At 59.6% G+C, this 18,321-nt stretch carries 18 protein-coding genes; 15 read left to right on the forward strand and 3 right to left on the reverse strand.

The window, feature by feature from the left end:
• Positions 1–354: 354 nt before the first annotated feature.
• From MHZ97_RS05420 to ugpQ, 10 genes are all read left to right on the forward strand, one after another.
• The gene (locus tag MHZ97_RS05420; protein WP_103796310.1) at positions 355–1,482 is read left to right on the forward strand and encodes a branched-chain amino acid ABC transporter substrate-binding protein; all 1,128 of its coding nucleotides are present in this window, start codon (positions 355–357) and stop codon (positions 1,480–1,482) included.
• A gap of 71 nt (positions 1,483–1,553) precedes the next feature.
• A complete protein-coding gene (gene livH, locus MHZ97_RS05425; RefSeq protein ID WP_239314661.1) occupies positions 1,554–2,480 on the forward strand; it encodes a high-affinity branched-chain amino acid ABC transporter permease LivH in 927 nt (308 codons plus the stop codon).
• Positions 2,477–3,745, forward strand: coding sequence for a high-affinity branched-chain amino acid ABC transporter permease LivM (locus MHZ97_RS05430; protein WP_103796311.1), 1,269 nt, complete (start codon positions 2,477–2,479; stop codon positions 3,743–3,745). Before livH ends, MHZ97_RS05430 begins: the two co-directional genes overlap by 4 nt.
• Positions 3,742–4,509: a high-affinity branched-chain amino acid ABC transporter ATP-binding protein LivG gene (livG, locus tag MHZ97_RS05435; RefSeq protein ID WP_103796312.1), complete on the forward strand. Its 768-nt coding sequence runs from the start codon at positions 3,742–3,744 to the stop codon at positions 4,507–4,509. The genes MHZ97_RS05430 and livG overlap by 4 nt, the downstream gene beginning before the upstream one ends.
• Before the next feature lies 1 nt (position 4,510).
• Positions 4,511–5,224, forward strand: a complete 714-nt coding sequence (gene livF / locus MHZ97_RS05440) for a high-affinity branched-chain amino acid ABC transporter ATP-binding protein LivF (protein WP_103796313.1) — start codon at positions 4,511–4,513, stop codon at positions 5,222–5,224.
• Positions 5,225–5,638: 414 nt separating this feature from the next.
• A complete protein-coding gene (ugpB, locus tag MHZ97_RS05445) occupies positions 5,639–6,955 on the forward strand; it encodes a sn-glycerol-3-phosphate ABC transporter substrate-binding protein UgpB (RefSeq protein ID WP_103796314.1) in 1,317 nt (438 codons plus the stop codon).
• A gap of 61 nt (positions 6,956–7,016) precedes the next feature.
• Positions 7,017–7,904, forward strand: coding sequence for a sn-glycerol-3-phosphate ABC transporter permease UgpA (ugpA, locus tag MHZ97_RS05450; RefSeq protein WP_103796315.1), 888 nt, complete (start codon positions 7,017–7,019; stop codon positions 7,902–7,904).
• Positions 7,901–8,746, forward strand: coding sequence for a sn-glycerol-3-phosphate ABC transporter permease UgpE (gene ugpE, locus MHZ97_RS05455; protein WP_239314660.1), 846 nt, complete (start codon positions 7,901–7,903; stop codon positions 8,744–8,746). Before ugpA ends, ugpE begins: the two co-directional genes overlap by 4 nt.
• A 2-nt stretch (positions 8,747–8,748) precedes the next feature.
• A complete protein-coding gene (locus tag MHZ97_RS05460; RefSeq protein WP_224481594.1) occupies positions 8,749–9,822 on the forward strand; it encodes a sn-glycerol-3-phosphate import ATP-binding protein UgpC in 1,074 nt (357 codons plus the stop codon).
• A complete protein-coding gene (gene ugpQ, locus MHZ97_RS05465) occupies positions 9,819–10,562 on the forward strand; it encodes a glycerophosphodiester phosphodiesterase (RefSeq protein WP_239314659.1) in 744 nt (247 codons plus the stop codon). Before MHZ97_RS05460 ends, ugpQ begins: the two co-directional genes overlap by 4 nt.
• On the opposite strand, the gene MHZ97_RS05470 is transcribed toward ugpQ, so the two are convergent.
• Complete coding sequence (locus MHZ97_RS05470) at positions 10,559–10,837, reverse strand: DUF2756 domain-containing protein (protein ID WP_103796318.1); 279 nt, start codon at positions 10,835–10,837, stop codon at positions 10,559–10,561. The two genes, ugpQ and MHZ97_RS05470, sit on opposite strands and share 4 nt — an antisense overlap.
• A 187-nt stretch (positions 10,838–11,024) precedes the next feature.
• On the opposite strand from MHZ97_RS05470, the gene ggt reads away from it, so the two are divergent.
• Complete coding sequence (gene ggt, locus MHZ97_RS05475) at positions 11,025–12,779, forward strand: gamma-glutamyltransferase (protein WP_103796319.1); 1,755 nt, start codon at positions 11,025–11,027, stop codon at positions 12,777–12,779.
• Between the two features lie 32 nt (positions 12,780–12,811).
• Here ggt and MHZ97_RS05480 read toward each other — a convergent pair whose 3' ends face one another.
• The gene (locus MHZ97_RS05480) at positions 12,812–13,303 is read right to left on the reverse strand and encodes a GNAT family N-acetyltransferase (RefSeq protein ID WP_239314658.1); all 492 of its coding nucleotides are present in this window, start codon (positions 13,301–13,303) and stop codon (positions 12,812–12,814) included.
• A gap of 353 nt (positions 13,304–13,656) precedes the next feature.
• On the opposite strand from MHZ97_RS05480, the gene MHZ97_RS05485 reads away from it, so the two are divergent.
• The 4 genes from MHZ97_RS05485 (at position 13,657) to gntU (ending at position 17,459) form a co-directional block, all read left to right on the forward strand.
• Positions 13,657–14,352: a pirin family protein gene (locus MHZ97_RS05485; RefSeq protein WP_103796322.1), complete on the forward strand. Its 696-nt coding sequence runs from the start codon at positions 13,657–13,659 to the stop codon at positions 14,350–14,352.
• A gap of 92 nt (positions 14,353–14,444) precedes the next feature.
• Entirely contained in the window at positions 14,445–15,440 is a 996-nt protein-coding gene (gene gntR, locus MHZ97_RS05490; protein ID WP_103796323.1) for a gluconate operon transcriptional repressor GntR, read from the forward strand.
• A gap of 139 nt (positions 15,441–15,579) precedes the next feature.
• Positions 15,580–16,116: a gluconokinase gene (gene gntK / locus MHZ97_RS05495; protein ID WP_103796398.1), complete on the forward strand. Its 537-nt coding sequence runs from the start codon at positions 15,580–15,582 to the stop codon at positions 16,114–16,116.
• Between the two features lie 2 nt (positions 16,117–16,118).
• Positions 16,119–17,459 carry a gluconate transporter gene (gntU, locus tag MHZ97_RS05500; protein WP_103796324.1) on the forward strand — a complete coding sequence of 447 codons (1,341 nt, stop codon included), beginning with the start codon at positions 16,119–16,121 and terminating at the stop codon, positions 17,457–17,459.
• Positions 17,460–17,499: 40 nt separating this feature from the next.
• Here the strand turns inward: gntU and MHZ97_RS05505 are convergent, their stop codons facing one another.
• Complete coding sequence (locus MHZ97_RS05505; RefSeq protein ID WP_103796325.1) at positions 17,500–18,240, reverse strand: carbonic anhydrase; 741 nt, start codon at positions 18,238–18,240, stop codon at positions 17,500–17,502.
• Between the last annotated feature and the right edge of the window lie 81 nt (positions 18,241–18,321).

The following is an 18,321-nucleotide window of genomic DNA, read 5'->3' on the forward strand; positions in this document are numbered from 1 at the left end:
CAGTCAGAGCGCCGTCACTTTTTTAACTTGAAAACAGGTCAAAAGATGGCCTTGATGCCAGGATAGAGGAGATAAAGAACAATAAGCGGCGCAAAAGCCAGCATAACGCGCTGGATAAATGGCCGTAAGGTCTGCATAACAACCAGATGATTATGCTGTTTCGGCTGGCCATTTCCCAATGTGTCAGTTGATTTACAGAAGAAACTTCCTGTTTAATAACCTGAAAAATAAAGCCTTATTACCAAAAAATACCGGAAAAGCACGCTAAATCATTCATAAACATCATTTTTCGGCTTTATCCGGTAGGCGCTAGCAAACCACAAATCACAGACACAACAAGATGGGGAAGTCCGCATGAAAATGAGTAAAGGCCGCGCATTACTGGCGGGTTGCGTTGCGCTGGCGATGAGCCACGCCGCCCTGGCTGCCGACATCAAAATTGCCATTGTCGGCGCCGTCACCGGCCCGGTCGCGCAGTATGGTGATATGCAGTTCACCGGCGCCGCGCAGGCGATTAAGGATATCAACGCCAAAGGTGGCGTAAACGGCAACAAACTGGTGGGCGTAGAGTATGACGACGCCTGCGACCCGAAACAGGCCGTGGCGGTGGCGAACAAAGTCGTCAACGACGGCATTAAATATGTTATCGGCCACCTTTGCTCCTCTTCTACTCAGCCTGCGTCTGACATCTATAACGACGAAGGCGTGCTGATGATTACCCCGGCGGCCACCGCGCCTGAGCTGACCGCGCGCGGTTACGAAACCATTATGCGCACCACCGGCCTGGACTCCGACCAGGGGCCGACCGCCGCAAACTACATCCTCGATCAGATCAAGCCTAAGCGTATCGCTGTGGTGCATGACAAGCAGCAGTATGGTCAGGGACTGGCGGAGTCGGTGCAGAAAACCCTGAAGGCCAAAGGCGGCAACGTGGTGCTGTTTGAAGGCATCACCGCAGGCGATAAAGACTTCTCCACGCTGATTGCGCGCCTGAAGAAAGAGAACGTCGACTTCGTTTACTACGGCGGCTACTACCCGGAAATGGGCCAGATCCTGCGCCAGGCGAAAGCGGCTGGCCTGAACGCTGGCTTTATGGGGCCGGAAGGGGTGGGCAACGCCTCGCTCTCTAATATCGCGGGCGACGCCTCGGAAGGCATCTACGTAACGCTGCCGAAGCGCTACGACCAGCTGCCGGAGAACAAGGCGATCGTCGACGCCATCAAAACCAACAGCGCGCAGAACCGCAAAGATCCGACCGGCCCGTTCGTCTGGACCACCTATGCGGCGATCCAGTCGCTGGCGGCCGGCATCGAACGCAGCAAGAGCGACGAGCCGGAAGAGATTGCGAAAAACCTGAAGGCGGGCGCACCAGTCCCGACGGTGATGGGCAACCTGAGCTGGGATCAGAAAGGCGATCTGAAAGGCTTCGAGTTCGGTGTATTTAAATGGCACAAAGACGGTTCTTCAACCGCGGTTAAGTAATCGTCCCACCGGCAGACCAATCCCTTGCCGCGTCGGCAGGGGATTTTCCCGTTCTTATGCAGGTCTTCACTATGTCCGAGCAGTTTCTTTATTTTATTCAGCAGATGCTTAACGGGGTTACCCTCGGCAGCACCTACGCGCTGATCGCCATTGGTTACACCATGGTTTACGGCATTATCGGCATGATCAACTTCGCCCACGGCGAGGTCTATATGATCGGCAGCTATGTCTCCTTTATCGTGATCGCCGCCCTGATGATGATGGGCATCGACACCGGCTGGCTGATGATCGCCGCCGGCTTTGTCATGGCGATCCTGATCTCCAGCGCCTACGGCTGGAGCATTGAGCGCGTTGCTTACAAGCCAGTGCGATCCTCAAAGCGTCTGATCGCGCTGATCTCCGCTATCGGCATGTCGATCTTCCTGCAAAACTACGTCAGCCTGACGCAGGGCTCGCGCGACCTCGCGCTGCCGAGCCTGATTACCGGCCAGTGGACGCTGGGGCAGAGCAACGGCTTCGCCGCCACCATCTCCACCATGCAGATCGTTATCTGGCTGGTGACCTTCCTGGCGATGATGGCGCTGACGCTGTTTATTCGCTATTCGCGCATGGGACGCGCCTGCCGCGCCTGCGCCGAAGACCTGAAGATGGCGAGCCTGCTCGGCATCAATACCGACCGCGTCATTTCGCTGACCTTTGTGATCGGCGCAGCGATGGCGGCGGTGGCGGGCGTGCTGCTCGGCCAGTTCTACGGCTCAATTAACCCCTTTATCGGCTTTATGGCCGGGATGAAAGCCTTTACCGCCGCGGTGCTGGGCGGCATCGGCAGCATTCCGGGCGCGATGATTGGCGGCCTGGTGCTCGGCATCGCCGAAGCGCTGACCTCCGCCTATCTCAGCACCGAATATAAAGACGTGGTGTCGTTCGCGCTGCTGATTGTGGTGCTGCTGGTGATGCCGACCGGCATCCTGGGTCGCCCGGAGGTTGAAAAAGTATGAAATCCTCCTTTATCAATGCGCTGCTCTCTTCGGTGATGCTGCTGGTGCTGGCCAGCTTCTTTATGGGGATGCGGCTTGGCCTCGACGGCACGCAGCTGGTAGTGCAGAGCGCCGGCGACGTGCGCTGGAACTGGATTTTCGTCGGCTGCGGCGTGGTGTTCCTGTTCCAGCTGCTGCGCCCGTTCTGGCAGTCCGGCCTGAAAAAGCTGTCCGGCCCGGCGCTGGTGCTGCCCGGCATCGACGGCTCTACGCCAAAGCAGAAGCTGTTTATGCTGGCGCTGATCGTCGTGGCGGTGGCCTGGCCCTTTTTCGTCTCGCGCGGCGCGGTGGATATCGCCACCCTGACACTGATCTACGTCATGCTGGGCCTGGGGCTGAACGTGGTGGTTGGCCTCTCGGGTCTGCTGGTGCTCGGCTACGGCGGCTTCTACGCCATCGGCGCCTATACCTTCGCGCTGCTGAATCACTACTTTGGCCTCGGCTTCTGGGAGTGTCTGCCGCTGGCAGGCATCGTCTCGGCGCTGTTCGGGCTGCTGCTCGGCTTTCCGGTGCTGCGCCTGCGCGGCGACTATCTGGCGATCGTTACGCTCGGCTTCGGCGAGATCGTGCGCATTCTGCTGCTGAACAACACCGCCATTACCGGCGGTCCTAACGGCATCGCGCAGATCCCCAAGCCTTCGCTATTTGGCCTGGAGTTTGGCCGCAAAGTCTCTGAAGGGGGCTGGAGCACCTTCCACGACTTCTTCGGTCTGAAATATGACCCCAGCGACCGGGTGATTTTTCTCTATCTGGTGGCGCTGCTGCTGGTGGCGCTGACGCTGTTTGTGATTAACCGCCTGCTGCGTATGCCGCTGGGCCGCGCGTGGGAAGCGCTGCGCGAAGATGAGATCGCCTGTCGCTCGCTGGGCCTCAGCCCGACGCGCATCAAGCTGACCGCCTTTACCATCAGTGCCGCCTTTGCCGGCTTCGCGGGAACGCTGTTCGCCGCGCGCCAGGGCTTTGTCAGCCCGGAATCCTTTACCTTCGTCGAATCCGCCTTTGTGCTGGCGATTGTGGTGCTGGGCGGCATGGGCTCGCAGTTTGCCGTGATCCTCGCCGCTATCCTGCTGGTGGTGTCGCGAGAGCTGATGCGCGACCTGAATGAATACAGCATGCTGGTGCTGGGCGGGCTGATGGTGCTGATGATGATCTGGCGCCCGCAGGGGCTGCTGCCGATGAAGCGCCCGCACCTGAAACTGAAGCAGAAACAAGGAGAGCAGGCATGAGTCAGCCTTTATTAGCCGTTGAAGGCCTGATGATGCGCTTCGGCGGCCTGCTGGCGGTCAATAACGTGGCGCTGGAGCTGCGTCCGCAGGAGATCGTCTCGCTGATCGGTCCGAACGGCGCCGGGAAGACCACCGTTTTTAACTGCCTGACCGGCTTCTACAAGCCGACCGGCGGCACCATTAAGCTGCGCGAACAGCACCTGGAAGGCTTGCCTGGCCAGAAGATCGCCCGCATGGGCATGGTGCGCACCTTCCAGCACGTTCGCCTGTTTCGTGAGATGACGGTAATTGAGAACCTACTGGTGGCGCAGCATCAGCATCTGAAAAGCGGCCTCTTTTCTGGCCTGCTCAAAACCCCGGCGTTTCGTCGCGGTGAGAGCGAAGCACTGGATCGCGCCGCTACCTGGCTGGAGCGCATCGGGCTGCTCGACCTTGCCAACCGCCAGGCGGGCAATCTGGCCTACGGCCAGCAGCGCCGTCTGGAGATCGCCCGCTGTATGGTGACGCGCCCGGAGATCCTGATGCTGGACGAACCGGCAGCCGGGCTTAACCCGAAAGAGACGCGCGAGCTGGATGAGCTGATCGCCGAACTGCGCGGTGAGCACAAGGTTTCCGTTTTGCTGATAGAACACGATATGAAGCTGGTGATGGGCATTTCCGACCGTATCTATGTGGTAAACCAGGGTACGCCGCTGGCCAACGGCACGCCGGAAGAGGTGCGTAACAATCCGGATGTGATCCGAGCCTATTTAGGAGAGGCGTAACATGGCAAACCCGATGTTATCCGTGAACAACGTCAGCGCGCACTACGGCAAAATCCAGGCGCTGCACAACGTCAGCCTGCATATCAGCCAGGGTGAAATCGTTACGCTGATTGGCGCCAACGGCGCGGGTAAAACCACGCTGCTCGGCACCCTGTGCGGCGAGCCGCGCGCCACCCAGGGCAGCATTACCTTTGACGGCAAAGCGATTACCGACTGGCAAACCGCGCGCATCATGCGCGAGGCGATCGCCATCGTGCCGGAAGGCCGCCGCGTCTTTTCGCGCATGACCGTAGAGGAGAATCTGGCGATGGGCGGCTTTTTCGCCAGCCGCCAGGCGTATCAGTCGCGCATTGCGCGCGTCTATGAGCTTTTCCCGCGGCTGGCGGAGCGTAAAATTCAGCGTGCGGGCACCATGTCCGGCGGCGAGCAGCAGATGCTGGCGATTGGGCGCGCGCTGATGAGCCAGCCGCGTCTGCTGCTGCTGGATGAGCCGTCGCTGGGGCTGGCACCGATTATTATCCAGCAGATTTTCGACACCATTGAGCAGCTGCGCAGAGAGGGAATGACGATATTCCTGGTAGAGCAGAACGCCAACCAGGCGCTGAAGCTGGCGGATCGCGGCTATGTGCTGGAGAACGGGCACGTGGTGCTGGAAGATACGGGTGACGCTTTGCTTTCCAACGAAGCCGTCCGCAGCGCTTATTTGGGGGCTTAGGCCTGGCTTGCTTGCCATTTCGGCAGCGGGCAGTGCTCGCATTCCTCACGTACTTTAGTACGCTCCGGATGCTGCGCGCTGGCCGTTGTCGAACTGGCTGCGCCGCCGACGGCCTTCAGCGTTGAATAAGGCCTGGCTTGCTTGCCAGATTGCGGTTGGGCAGTGCTCGTCATCCTCACGTACAATGTGTACGCTCCGGTGACTGCGCGCTGGCCGCCCGTAATCTGGCTGCGACACCGACGGCCTTCAGCGTTGAATAAGGCCTGGCTGCGCCGCTTCTGCTAAAACCCCCTTCATCTTGCCGTCATCCGGCTGTCATGTTGCTGTTATTAATCCGTCATTTTCCCGTGTCATGTTACTTCGCGAACAAAAAATGCGTGATATCGCGCGTACCTACCTGCACAGGAAAATTCTATGTCCGTGTTTAAGACACAAATCAGACTGATGAGTGTGGTTCTGGGCCTGGCCATCAGCGGCAACGCGCTGGCCGCCACGGAAATTCCTTTCTGGCACTCGATGGAGGGCGAGTTAGGCAAAGAGGTCGACTCTCTGGCGCAGCGCTTCAATCAGGCGCACCCCGACTATAAAATCGTGCCGACCTACAAAGGCAACTACGAGCAGAGCCTGGCGGCAGGCATCGCAGCGGTGCGTACCGGCAAAGCGCCAGCCATTTTGCAGGTTTACGAAGTTGGCACCGCCACCATGATGGCTTCGAAGGCGATCGTGCCGGTGCATCAGGTCTTCAGGGACGCGGGCATTCCCTTTGATGAAAAACAGTTCGTGCCGACCGTGGCGGGCTACTACAGCGACAGCAGCGGCCACCTCATCTCTCAGCCATTCAACAGCTCCACGCCGGTGCTTTACTACAACAAAGACGCCTTTAAAAAAGCGGGCCTGAACCCGGATCAGCCGCCGAAAACCTGGCAGGAGCTGGCAAAAGATGCCGACGCCCTGCGTAAAGCGGGCATGAGCTGCGGCTACGCCAGCGGCTGGCAGGGCTGGATCCAGATTGAAAACTTCAGCGCCTGGCACGCGCTGCCGGTCGCCAGCAAAAACAACGGCTTTGACGGCACCGATGCGCAGCTGGAATTTAACGGTCCGGTGCAGGTGCGCCATATCCAGATGCTGGAGGAGATGAACAAGAAGGGCGACTTCACCTATTTTGGCCGCAAAGATGAACCGACCGCCAAGTTCTATAACGGCGACTGCGGCATCACCACCGCCTCCTCCGGTTCACTGGCCGATATCAAACACTACGCCAAATTCAACTTCGGCGTCGGCATGATGCCGTATGACGAGAGCGTGCCCAACGCGCCGCAGAACGCCCTTATCGGCGGCGCCAGCCTGTGGGTGATGAAAGGCAAAGATGCCAACACCTACAAGGGTGCTGCGGAATTTATGCAGTTCCTCGCACAGCCGGAAATCGCCGCCGAGTGGCATCAGAAAACTGGCTACCTGCCCATTACCACCGCTGCCTACGAGCTGACCAAACAGCAGGGCTTCTACGACAAGAACCCGGGCGCGGATATCGCAACGCGTCAGATGCTGAACAAAGATCCGCTGCCGTTCACCAAAGGCATTCGTCTTGGCAATATGCAGCAGATCCGCGCCGTGGTTGACGAAGAGCTGGAAGGGGTCTGGACCGGCAAGCAGTCGCCGCAGGCCGCGCTGGATAACGCGGTGAAGCGCGGCAACGAACTGCTGCGCCGCTTTGAACAGCAGGTGAAATAACCTGTGACGTGCAAAGGGCCGGTGCGTGCCGGCCCTCTCTCTTTCTCAGACAGAGTACGCTATGTCTTCATCTCGCCCGGTGTTTCGCACCAGCCTGTTGCCCTATCTGCTGGTGCTGCCGCAGCTGCTGATTACCGCCATCTTTTTCCTCTGGCCCGCGGGCGAAGCCCTGTGGTATTCGCTCCAGAACCTCGATCCGTTCGGCATCTCCAGCACCTTTGTCGGCCTGGAAAATTTCACGCGCCTGTTTCAGGACAGCTACTACCTCGACGCCTTCTGGACCACGATAGTCTTCAGCGCGCTGGTCACCCTGTGCGGCATGGTGCTGTCGCTGCTGCTGGCGGCGCTGGTGGATTATGTCATACGCCTGCGCAAGCTCTACCAGACGCTGCTGCTGCTGCCCTATGCGGTGGCGCCGGTTGTCGCAGCGGTGCTGTGGATGTTTCTGTTCAATCCCGGCCTCGGCCTGATTAGCCACTTCCTGAACCAGATTGGCTACAGCTGGAACTATGCGCAGAACAGCGGGCAGGCGATGTTTCTGATTGTCGTCGCCTCGATCTGGCAGCAGATGAGCTACAACTTTCTCTTCTTTTTCGCCGCGCTGCAGTCGATCCCGAAATCGCTGGTAGAGGCGGCGGCGATCGACGGCGCAGGCCCGGTGCGTCGCTTCTTCAACCTGTCGCTGCCGCTGATTACGCCGGTGAGCTTTTTCCTGCTGGTGGTGAACCTGATCTACGCCTTCTTCGACACCTTTCCGGTTATCGACGCCGCGACCGGCGGCGGGCCAGTGCAGGCCACCACCACGCTGATCTACAAGATCTATCGCGAAGGCTTTACCGGGCTGGATCTCTCTTCTTCGGCGGCGCAGTCGGTGGTGCTGATGCTGCTGGTGATCGGCCTGACCGTTATTCAGTTCCGCTTCGTTGAGCGTAAGGTGCAGTACCAATGATTGAAAACCGTCGCGGGCTGGATATCTTCAGCCACACGCTGCTGGTGCTGGGCGTGCTTACTATTCTGTTTCCCCTTTATGTCGCCTTCGTCGCCGCTACCCTGGATAACGAGGCGGTCTATCAGGTGCCGATGACGCTGATCCCCGGCACTCACCTGTGGGAGAACATCTCGCGCATCTGGACCCAGGGCGTTAACGGCAGCGGCCCGGCGTTTAGCCTGATGCTGCTTAACAGTCTGCTTATGGCGTTCAGCATTACCGTCGGCAAAATCACGGTGTCGATGCTCTCCGCCTTTGCGCTGGTCTGGTTTCGCTTTCCGCTGCGCACGCTCTTTTTCTGGATGATCTTTATTACGCTGATGCTGCCGGTTGAGGTGCGTATTTTCCCGACGGTGCAGGTGATCGCCGATCTCAATATGCTCGACAGCTACAGCGGCCTGACGCTGCCGCTAATGGCGTCGGCCACGGCGACCTTCCTGTTCCGCCAGTTCTTTATGTCGCTGCCGGACGAGCTGATCGAGGCGGCGCGCATCGACGGGGCCAGCGCGCTGCGCTTTTTCTGGGATATCGTGCTGCCGCTGTCGAAAACCAACCTGGCGGCGCTGTTCGTCATCACCTTTATCTACGGCTGGAATCAGTATCTCTGGCCGCTGCTGATCGTCAACGACGCCTCGCTCAGCACCGCGGTGGCGGGGATCAAAAGCATGATCTCCACCAGCGGTTCGCCGACGCAGTGGAACGAAGTGATGGCGGCAATGTTATTAACCCTGATCCCACCGATGGTGGTGGTGCTGGTCATGCAGCGCGCGTTCGTGCGTGGCCTGGTCGAGAGCGAGAAATAGGCATGGCAGGCGTAACCCTTCAGGCGGTAACCAAGTCTTACGACGGCAAGAATCAAATTATTCAGCCGCTTAACGTCACCGTTAACGACGGCGAATTTATGGTGATGGTTGGCCCCTCCGGCTGCGGCAAATCGACGCTGCTGCGCATGGTGGCAGGGCTGGAGCGCGTGACCTCCGGCGATATCTATATCGACAACAGGCGCGTCACCCAGCTGGAGCCGAAAGATCGCGGCATCGCTATGGTGTTCCAGAACTACGCGCTTTACCCGCATATGACGGTCGAAGAAAACATGGCCTACGGGCTGAAGATCCGCGGCATGAGCAAAGAGCATATCCGCCTGCGCGTGCTGGAGGCGGCGCGCAGCCTGGAGCTGGATCAGCTGCTGACCCGGCGTCCGCGCGAGCTTTCCGGCGGCCAGCGCCAGCGCGTGGCGATGGGGCGCGCCATCGTGCGTGAGCCAGCGGTGTTTCTGTTTGACGAGCCGCTCTCCAACCTGGACGCGCGGCTGCGCGTACAGATGCGGCTGGAGCTGCAGCAGCTCCACCGTCGCCTGCAAACCACCAGCCTCTACGTGACGCACGATCAGGTAGAGGCGATGACGCTGGCGCAGCGCGTCATGGTATTGAACAAGGGATTTGTCGAGCAGATCGGCACGCCGGTAGAGATCTACGAGCGTCCCGCCAGCCGCTTCGTCGCCTCGTTTATTGGCGCGCCGGCGATGAACCTGATTGAAGGCCATATCGGCAGCGACGGCACGCGTTTTACTATCGACAACTCTTACTCTCTGCCGCTCGGCGATATCAAGGCGAAGTGGGCGAATCGCGCCGTCACGCTCGGCATCCGTCCTGAACATGTGCAGGTCAGTCCGCGCGAGCGCGAGGGCATTCCGCTGCGCGTAGAAACGCTGGAGCTGCTCGGCGCGGATAACCTGGCACACGGGCGCATCGGCGAAACGCCGCTGGTGGTGCGTCTGCCGCACAGCGACCGCCCGCAGGCGGGCAGCACGCTATGGCTGCATCTCTCATCGGATGCGTTACACTATTTCGATTCAACTACCGGAAAGCGTCTGGAATGAGCACACACAGCTGGCCCTATCCTCATATCGTCGCCCATCGCGGCGGCGGCAAACTGGCCCCGGAAAATACCCTGGCAGCGATCGACGTCGGCGCGGAGTGGGGGCACACCATGATCGAATTCGACGCCAAGCTGTCGCAGGACAGGCAGATTTTCCTGCTGCACGACGACACGCTGGATCGCACCAGCAACGGCTGGGGCGTGGCGGGCGAACAGCCGTGGAGCAAGCTGGTGCAGCTCGATGCGGGCAGCTGGTTCAGTAAAGCTTTTGACGGCGAGCCGCTGGCGCTGCTCTCTGACGTGGCGGCGCGCTGTCGCCAGCACCGCATGATGGCCAATATCGAAATCAAACCCACCACCGGCAGCGAAGCGGAAACCGGCCGCGCTATCGCCGATGCGGCGAAAACGCTGTGGCAAGGCATGACCGCGCCGCTGCTGTCGTCGTTCTCTTATGAGGCGCTGGAGGCGGCGAGGCAGGCGCAGCCGGATCTGCCGCGTGGATTGCTGCTGGATGAATGGGATGAGGCCTGGCAGGCAAAAACCGCCGCGCTGGACTGCGTCTCGATTCACCTTAACCATAAGTTGCTCGATGCCGGGCGCGTCGCGGTGCTGAAGGCCGCCGGCCTGCATATTTTGGTCTACACCGTGAACGATGCGGATCGGGCGCGTACCCTGCTGAAATGGGGCGTTGACGCCATCTGCACCGATCGCATCGACATCATCGGCCCCGACTTCCGTTAGTTAGCGTTCTGCTGCTGTCCCGGCTGCGTGTTGATTACGCGCTGCTGGGCGCTGCTGCGCTGCTCCTGCAGTTTGCGCTGTATCTGCTGCGTCTGCTGCTGCTGATCCTGCTGCAGTTTGCTCTGCTGCTGCTGCTGCCGGATTTGCATCTGCGTCTGCATACGCTGCTGGCTTGGGTTATAGCCCGGCTGATTAGGCTGATTTGTGTTGTTCAGCATATTGGCCATGCTGCTGAGCGGCAGCAGCGCGGCAAAGACGATTAACCATTTTTTCATGTGACTTCCTCCGTCAAGGCGGCCGCATCGGCGTGTGATGCGCCGTGGCCGCAGCTATAAGTTTAGCAATCTCACAAACTTCTCCCCCAGGAACGTACTGAATTTGACTTAGATGTTATTTTTTTGCTGTATTTGTAAACACTTGCCTGCGTAATAACAAATGTAAACAACTGAAAAGGGTAGAGGGATGATGATGCGAGGAAATATACGCCAGCTTGGCTGGGCTGTGATGATGAGTTTAACGGTGGTCAGCGCCGCTGATGCGGCCGCGCCCGCCAGCGCGTCGCCCGTCTCTTATGGCGTTGAGGATGATACCTTTCATCCGGTCAGGGCGCAGAACGGCATGGTCGCCTCGGTTGATGCGCTGGCAACGCAGGTTGGCGTGGATATTTTGCGCCAGGGCGGTAACGCGGTTGACGCCGCTGTCGCCGTCGGCTTCGCGCTGGCGGTGACGCATCCGCAGGCGGGTAATCTCGGCGGCGGCGGCTTTATGCTGCTGCGCACCGCATCCGGCCGCGCCACCGCTATCGACTTCCGCGAAATGGCGCCGGGCCGCGCCTCGCGCGATATGTTCCTCGACAAACAGGGCAACGCCGACAGCAAGCTGTCGCTGACCTCGCATCTCGCCTCCGGCACGCCGGGCAGCGTGGCGGGCTTTGCGCTGGCCGCGCAAAAATATGGCACGCTGCCGCTCAGCACGCTGCTGGCGCCGGCGATCAAACTGGCGCGCGAAGGCTACGTCGTTAACGACGCGCTGGCGGACGATCTGAAAACCTACGGCAAGGAGGTACTGCTCTCTCACCCCAACAGCAAGGCGATTTTCTTTAAGCCTGACGGCACGCCGTGGCAGAAGGGCGATCGTCTGGTGCAGAAAAATCTCGCCCATAGCCTGCAGCTGATTGCGCAGCAGGGCCCGGACGCCTTCTATAAGGGCGCAATCGCCGATGAGATCGCCAGCGAGATGGCGCAGCACGGCGGTTTGATCGGCAAAGCGGATCTGGCGGCCTACCGTGCCGTCGAGCGTAAACCGGTCAGCGGCACCTATCGCGGCTACGAGGTCTTCTCGATGCCGCCCCCCTCATCGGGCGGCATTCATATTGTGCAGATCCTGAATATCCTGGAAAACTTCGATCTGGCGAAGATGGGCTTTGGCAGCGCCGACGCGATGCAGGTCATTGCCGAAGCGGAGAAGTATGCCTACGCCGACCGCTCCGAGTACCTCGGCGATCCCGATTTTGTGAAGGTGCCGTGGCAGGCGCTGACCAGCAAAGCCTATGCGAAGTCGATTGCGCAGCAGATCAATATCGAGAAAGCGCGCCCGTCTAGCGAGATTAAACCTGGCAAGCTGGAGCCCTATGAGAGCAACCAGACCACGCACTTCTCGGTGGTGGACAAGCAGGGCACGGCGGTCGCAGTGACCTATACCCTCAACACCAATTTCGGCAGCGGCATCGTGGCGGGCAACAGCGGTATCCTGCTGAACAATGAGATGGATGACTTCTCGGCCAAGCCGGGCACGCCAAACGTCTACGGCCTGGTAGGCGGCGAGGCCAATGCGGTGCAGCCCGCCAAGCGCCCGCTCTCGTCGATGTCGCCAACGATTGTGGCGAAAGGGGGCAAAACCTGGCTGGTGACCGGCAGTCCGGGCGGCAGCCGTATTATTACGACCGTGCTGCAAATGGTGGTAAACAGCATCGATTTCGGAATGAACGTCGCGGAAGCGACCAATGCGCCGCGCTTCCACCATCAGTGGCTGCCGGATCAGCTGCGCGTTGAGAAGGGGTTTAGCCCGGATACGCTGCGTTTGCTGGAGAATAAAGGGCAGCATGTGAAGGTGCTGCCGGCGATGGGCAGTACGCAGAGCATTATGATTGGGCCGGACGGCACGCTCTACGGTGCTTCGGACCCGCGTACCCCAGGGGATTTAAGCGCGGGGTACTAACGAACAGTACAGGGGCCAGTCTGGCCCCTGTGTTACTTCAGACGCGCCATATAGTGCGCGTCGACCATCTCGCCTTGCCGCATGGCGAAGCCTCTCCCCGTGCCTTCGATCTCAAAGCCAAAATGGCGATAGAGCGCGATAGCGGCAGGATTGTCGGTGAATACCGTTAGCTCCATGCGCGTAACCTGCAGCCAGTTATCGCACAGATCGACCGCCGCGCCGAGCAGCGCCTTGCCGACGCCGCGATTGCGATATGCGTAATCCACGCCCATGCCCAGGGTGGCGCAGTGACGGCGGCGCGCCGTCGCGATCACCTCTAGCGTCAGCTGCCCGACCACCTTCTCTTCGATGCAGGCCACCAGCGAATGTCCCGTGGGAGAGAGGTTGCTTAGCCGCTGCTGCCATTTTTGCAGCGAAGGTAGCGGTAGATGTAGCGTATTCGCCATGGTGTCCGGCTGGCTGTAGATATGCATTAAGGCGGCGGCATCTTCAGGCGTCACGTGTCGCACCACAATCTCGCTCATTATCCTTCTCCTTGCGTTGGCGGGAAAACCCTTTAAAACATCAAGGAAATCTTATTAATAATCAACCGAAAAGATCGGAAAAGGCTTTACAGACGCGAATGATAATGATTATTATTGCGATGCGTTCTCGGGGCGTCCTCAGGCAAACCGGAAAGCACGACATTGCTCACATTGCTTCCAGTATTATTTAGCCAGCTTAACGCTGGCTTTTTTTTGCCCGCCGTATCATTCAGCTCCGCTCACCTTCCTGCTTGCGCTTGTTCACCTTTTTTGAACAGAGGCGTGAAGTTTTTCAGCTATCAATAGGGTCGCCTCCGGTTCAGACTGGTTTAAAACATTGAGGAGAACCGAACATGATTTACTTACGCAAAGCAGAAGAACGCGGCCACGCGACTCACGGCTGGCTGGAAAGCTGGCACACTTTCTCTTTCGCTGGCTATCACGACCCCAACTTTATGGGCTTTTCAGCGCTGCGCGTGATTAACGAAGATATCGTCGCCGCCGGACAGGGCTTCGGCACCCATCCGCATAAAGATATGGAGATCCTGACCTATGTGCTCTCCGGCACCGTAGAGCATCAGGACAGCATGGGAAACAAAGAGCAGATCCCGGCGGGCGAATTTCAGATCATGAGCGCGGGCACTGGCGTGCGTCACTCAGAGTACAACGCCAGCAGCAGCGACCCGCTGCACCTTTATCAGATCTGGATTATTCCAGAGCGTACCGGCATCGAACCGCGTTACGCCCAGCGCCGCTTCCCGGATGTAAAAGGCCGCCAGCTGGTGCTGACGCCGGACGCGCGGGAAGGCTCGCTCAAGGTCTATCAGGATATGACGCTGTCGCGCTGGGTATTTAGCGCGGGTGAAAAAGATGAGGTCGCCCTTGAAACGGGCCGCCGCGTCTGGATTCAGGTGGTCAAAGGGGAGATCCGCGTTAACGGTGAAACCGCGCGCGCCAGCGACGCTTTCGCGGTCTGGGATGAGGCGAGCCTGACGATTGAAGCGAGCAGCGACGCCGAAGTGCTGTTGTTCGATCTGCCGCCGGTCTAAGCGGTGACGGGGCGCGCACTGTCGCGCCCGGTTTACAATTCTCCTGCTGAATAGTGGTAGACTCGTCGTAATTGTGACCCTGGGCGCTTACGATGAAGAAAAAAAGACCGGTATTACAGGACGTTGCCGATCGTGTCGGCGTAACGAAAATGACCGTCAGCCGCTACCTGCGCAACCCCGAGCAGGTTTCCGCGCCGCTGCGCGACAAGATTGCCGTCGCGCTTGATGAGCTGGGCTACATACCCAACCGCGCGCCGGATATGCTCTCCAACGCCACCAGCCGCGCCATCGGCGTGCTGCTCCCCTCGCTGACTAACCAGGTATTCGCCGACGTTCTGCGCGGCATCGAAGCGGTAACCGATGAGGCGGGCTATCAGACGCTGGTGGCCCACTTCGGCTATAGCCCGCAAAAAGAGGAGCTGCAGCTGCGTTCGCTGCTGGGCTGGAATATCGACGGCGTGATTCTGACCGAGCGCACCCATACGCCGGCCACGCTGCGCATGCTGGAAGTGGCGGGGATCCCGGTAATTGAGATGATGGACAGCGTCTCCCCCTGCCTCGATATGGCGGTGGGGTTCGATAACGTCGAGGCGGCGCGGCAGATGACCCACGCCATTCTGCGCAAAGGGCATCGCCATACGGTTTACCTGGGCGCGCGCCTCGATGAGCGCACCCTGCAGAAACAGCAGGGCTACGAGAAAGCGATGCGCGAAGCGGGGCTGGAGCCGCACAGCGTGATGATGGAAGAGGCCTCCTCTTTTAGCGCCGGCGGCATGCTGCTGTGCGAGGCGCAGCGCCGCTATCCGCAAACCGACAGCCTGTTCTGCACCAACGACGACCTGGCGGTCGGCGCAATGTTCGAATGTCAGCGTCAGGGGCTGAAAGTGCCGTCGCAAATGGCGATTGCCGGATTTCACGGCCATGATATTAGTCAGGTGGTAACGCCAAAACTGGCGACCGTCCTGACGCCGCGAGAACGCATGGGACGTGAAGCGGCCGCCATGCTGCTGGCGCGAATCGGCGGCGACGTCAGCGTTTCCGCGCCGCTGGATATCGGTTTTGACATCAGCGAAGGCGGCAGCATCTGAATGTGACGTTTTTATGAGTCAGTTCACACTTTCGTGCTTTTCCGGTTAAACAGGGTTGCCAGCCTGTAATGGGCTTCACACAATGGCAGCCAGCATTGTTATCGGTAACATTGGCAAACTGACCTGCCGGAGCAGAAAAATGACTACTCAATCTTCGTCGCATCATGTGTTTATTTTGATGGGCGTCTCAGGCAGCGGTAAGTCCGTTGTCGCCAACCAGGTTTCTCATCAGCTCAACACCGCCTTTCTCGACGGTGATTTTCTCCATCCGCGCACCAATATCATGAAAATGGCGGAAGGCCATCCGCTGGACGATAACGATCGTCAGCCGTGGCTGCAGGCGCTTAACGACGCCGCGTTCGCCATGCAGCGTACCCAGGCGATCTCCATTATCGTCTGCTCAGCGCTGAAAAAGCGTTACCGCGACATTTTGCGCCAGGGCAACGACAACCTGCGCTTTATCTACCTCAAGGGCGATTTCGACACTATCGAGTCACGCCTGAAGGCGCGTAAGGGCCACTTCTTTAAACCGCAGATGCTGGTGACGCAGTTCGCGACGCTGGAAGAGCCGGGCGCAGACGAGCCGGACGTGCTGACGGTCGATATCAATCATTCAGTTGACGACGTTGTTGCGGCTACGGTTGCGGCTATCGGGAAAGCCATCAACAAGGGTTAGTCATGAGTACCGCAACGCTGGTGTTAACCGCAGCAGGCTCCGTCCTGCTGCTGCTTTTTTTGGTGATGAAAGCGCGTATGCACGCCTTTGTTGCCCTGATGCTGGTCTCAATTGGTGCTGGCCTCTTCTCCGGCATGCCGCTGGACAAGATTGCGGATACCATGCAGAAAGGCATGGGCGGCACCCTGGGGTTCCTCGCTATCGTCGTCGCGCTGGGCGCGATGTTCGGCAAAATTCTGCATGAGACAGGTGCGGTGGATCAGATTGCGATCCGCATGCTGAAAACCTTCGGCGAAAGCCGCGCGCACTACGCCATGGGCATCGCCGGCCTGATCTGCGCGCTGCCGCTCTTCTTTGAGGTAGCGGTGGTGCTGCTGATCAGCATCGCGTTTGCCGTGGCGCGCCGCACCCAGGATAACCTGGTGAAGCTGGTTATCCCGCTGTTTGCTGGCGTGGCGGCCTCAGCCGCCTTCCTGCTGCCCGGCCCGGCGCCGATGCTGCTCGCCTCGCAGATGCACGCCGACTTCGGCTGGATGATCCTGCTTGGCCTGTGCGCCGCTATTCCCGGCATGCTGATCGCCGGTCCGCTGTTCGGCTCGCTGATTGCGCGCCGCGTGACCTTTAGCGCGCCGCCGGAAGATCATCAGCCGGACGTCGACCCGGCGAAGCTGCCGTCGTTCAGCTTCAGCCTGGCGCTGATCCTGTTTCCGCTGATGCTGGTGGGGCTAAAGACCATCGGCGCGCGTTTTACCGAGCAGGGCTCTTCTCTCTATGAGTGGCTGGAGTTTATCGGCCATCCCTTTACGGCGATCCTGATCGCCTGTCTGGTGGCGATTTATGGCCTGGCTTACCGTCAGGGTATGGATAAAGAGAAGGTGATGCAGGTTTGCGGCAGTGCGCTGCAGCCCGCGGGCATTATTCTGCTGGTGATTGGCGCGGGCGGGGTGTTTAAGCAGGTGCTGGTGGATTCCGGCGTCGGCCCGGTACTCGGCCATGCGCTGACCGGCGCGGGGCTGCCTGTTGCGCTCGCCTGCTTTATCCTTTCCGGCGCGGTGCGCGTGATTCAGGGATCCGCTACGGTCGCCTGCCTCACCACGGTCGGGCTGGTCATGCCGGTAATTGAACCGCTGCACTACAGCGGCGCGCAGCTGGCGGCGCTTTCTGTCTGTATCGGCGGTGGCTCTATTATTATCAGCCACGTTAACGATGCGGGCTTCTGGCTGTTTGGCCGCTTTACCGGCGCCACCGAAGGGGAAACCCTGAAGACCTGGACGCTGATGGAAACTATCCTCGGCACCGTCGGCGCCATTGTCGGCATGATCGCCTTTCAGCTGCTGTCGTAACGCCTGAACCGCCGCGCCTCAGCGCGCGGCGGCTTGCTCGTTATCCCTCGAAAAATTCAACCCTGCCGCCGGAGAGGTGGTACATGCTGCCGACAATCTTGATTTTCTTCTGCTCTTCCAGCTGCTTCAGCACCGGGCTGTTGTTGCGGATGTTTTCAATGGTCAGCTCGACATTTTTCCGCGCCACTGCATCGACGAACGCATAGTTGCTGCCGCTACGCTCGCCGCCGTAGACGGTTTTCTCGATGGCTGGCTTAATCTCATCCAGCAGACCGGTCAGATTGCCCAGCTCGGCGTTATCGATGGCGCCGCGCACCGCGCCGCAGCGCGTGTGTCCCATCACCAGCACCACTTTCGCACCGGAAATGGCGCAGGCGAACTCCATGCTGCCCAGTATGTCGCGGTTGCTGATGTTGCCCGCGACGCGCGCGTTAAAGGTTTCCCCGATCCCGGCGTCCAGCACAATCTCCGCCGGCGCGCGCGAGTCGATGCAGCTCAGGATCACCGCCGCCGGATACTGACCGGTCAGGCTGTTGCGCTTCTGCGCCAGGTAGTCATGCTTTGCCGGACGGTTTTCACGAAAGCGCAGGTTGCCCTGCTTAAAGTGCTCAATAACCGCATCTGGCGTCATCGCATCGCGCGCTTCTTTGCTGAGAGAGGCCGCGAAAGCGATGGTGGGCAGCGCCAGCGCGCCGACGCCGGTGACCGACAGAGCGGAGACCGCCAGCGTCTTTTTCAGAACGGCGCGGCGAGAAGGTTGAGCGGGTTGGTTATTTTTCATTGTCAGGTCCTGATGTGTAGTCTTTTATCGCCGCGCGATAATACGCAGGAACCACAATCAAGACAAAAAGCCTTTAAAAAC

Source organism: Pantoea sp. ACRSC, assembly GCF_022346785.1.
In the GTDB taxonomy this organism is placed as follows: Bacteria; Pseudomonadota; Gammaproteobacteria; order Enterobacterales; family Enterobacteriaceae; genus Pantoea; species Pantoea alvi.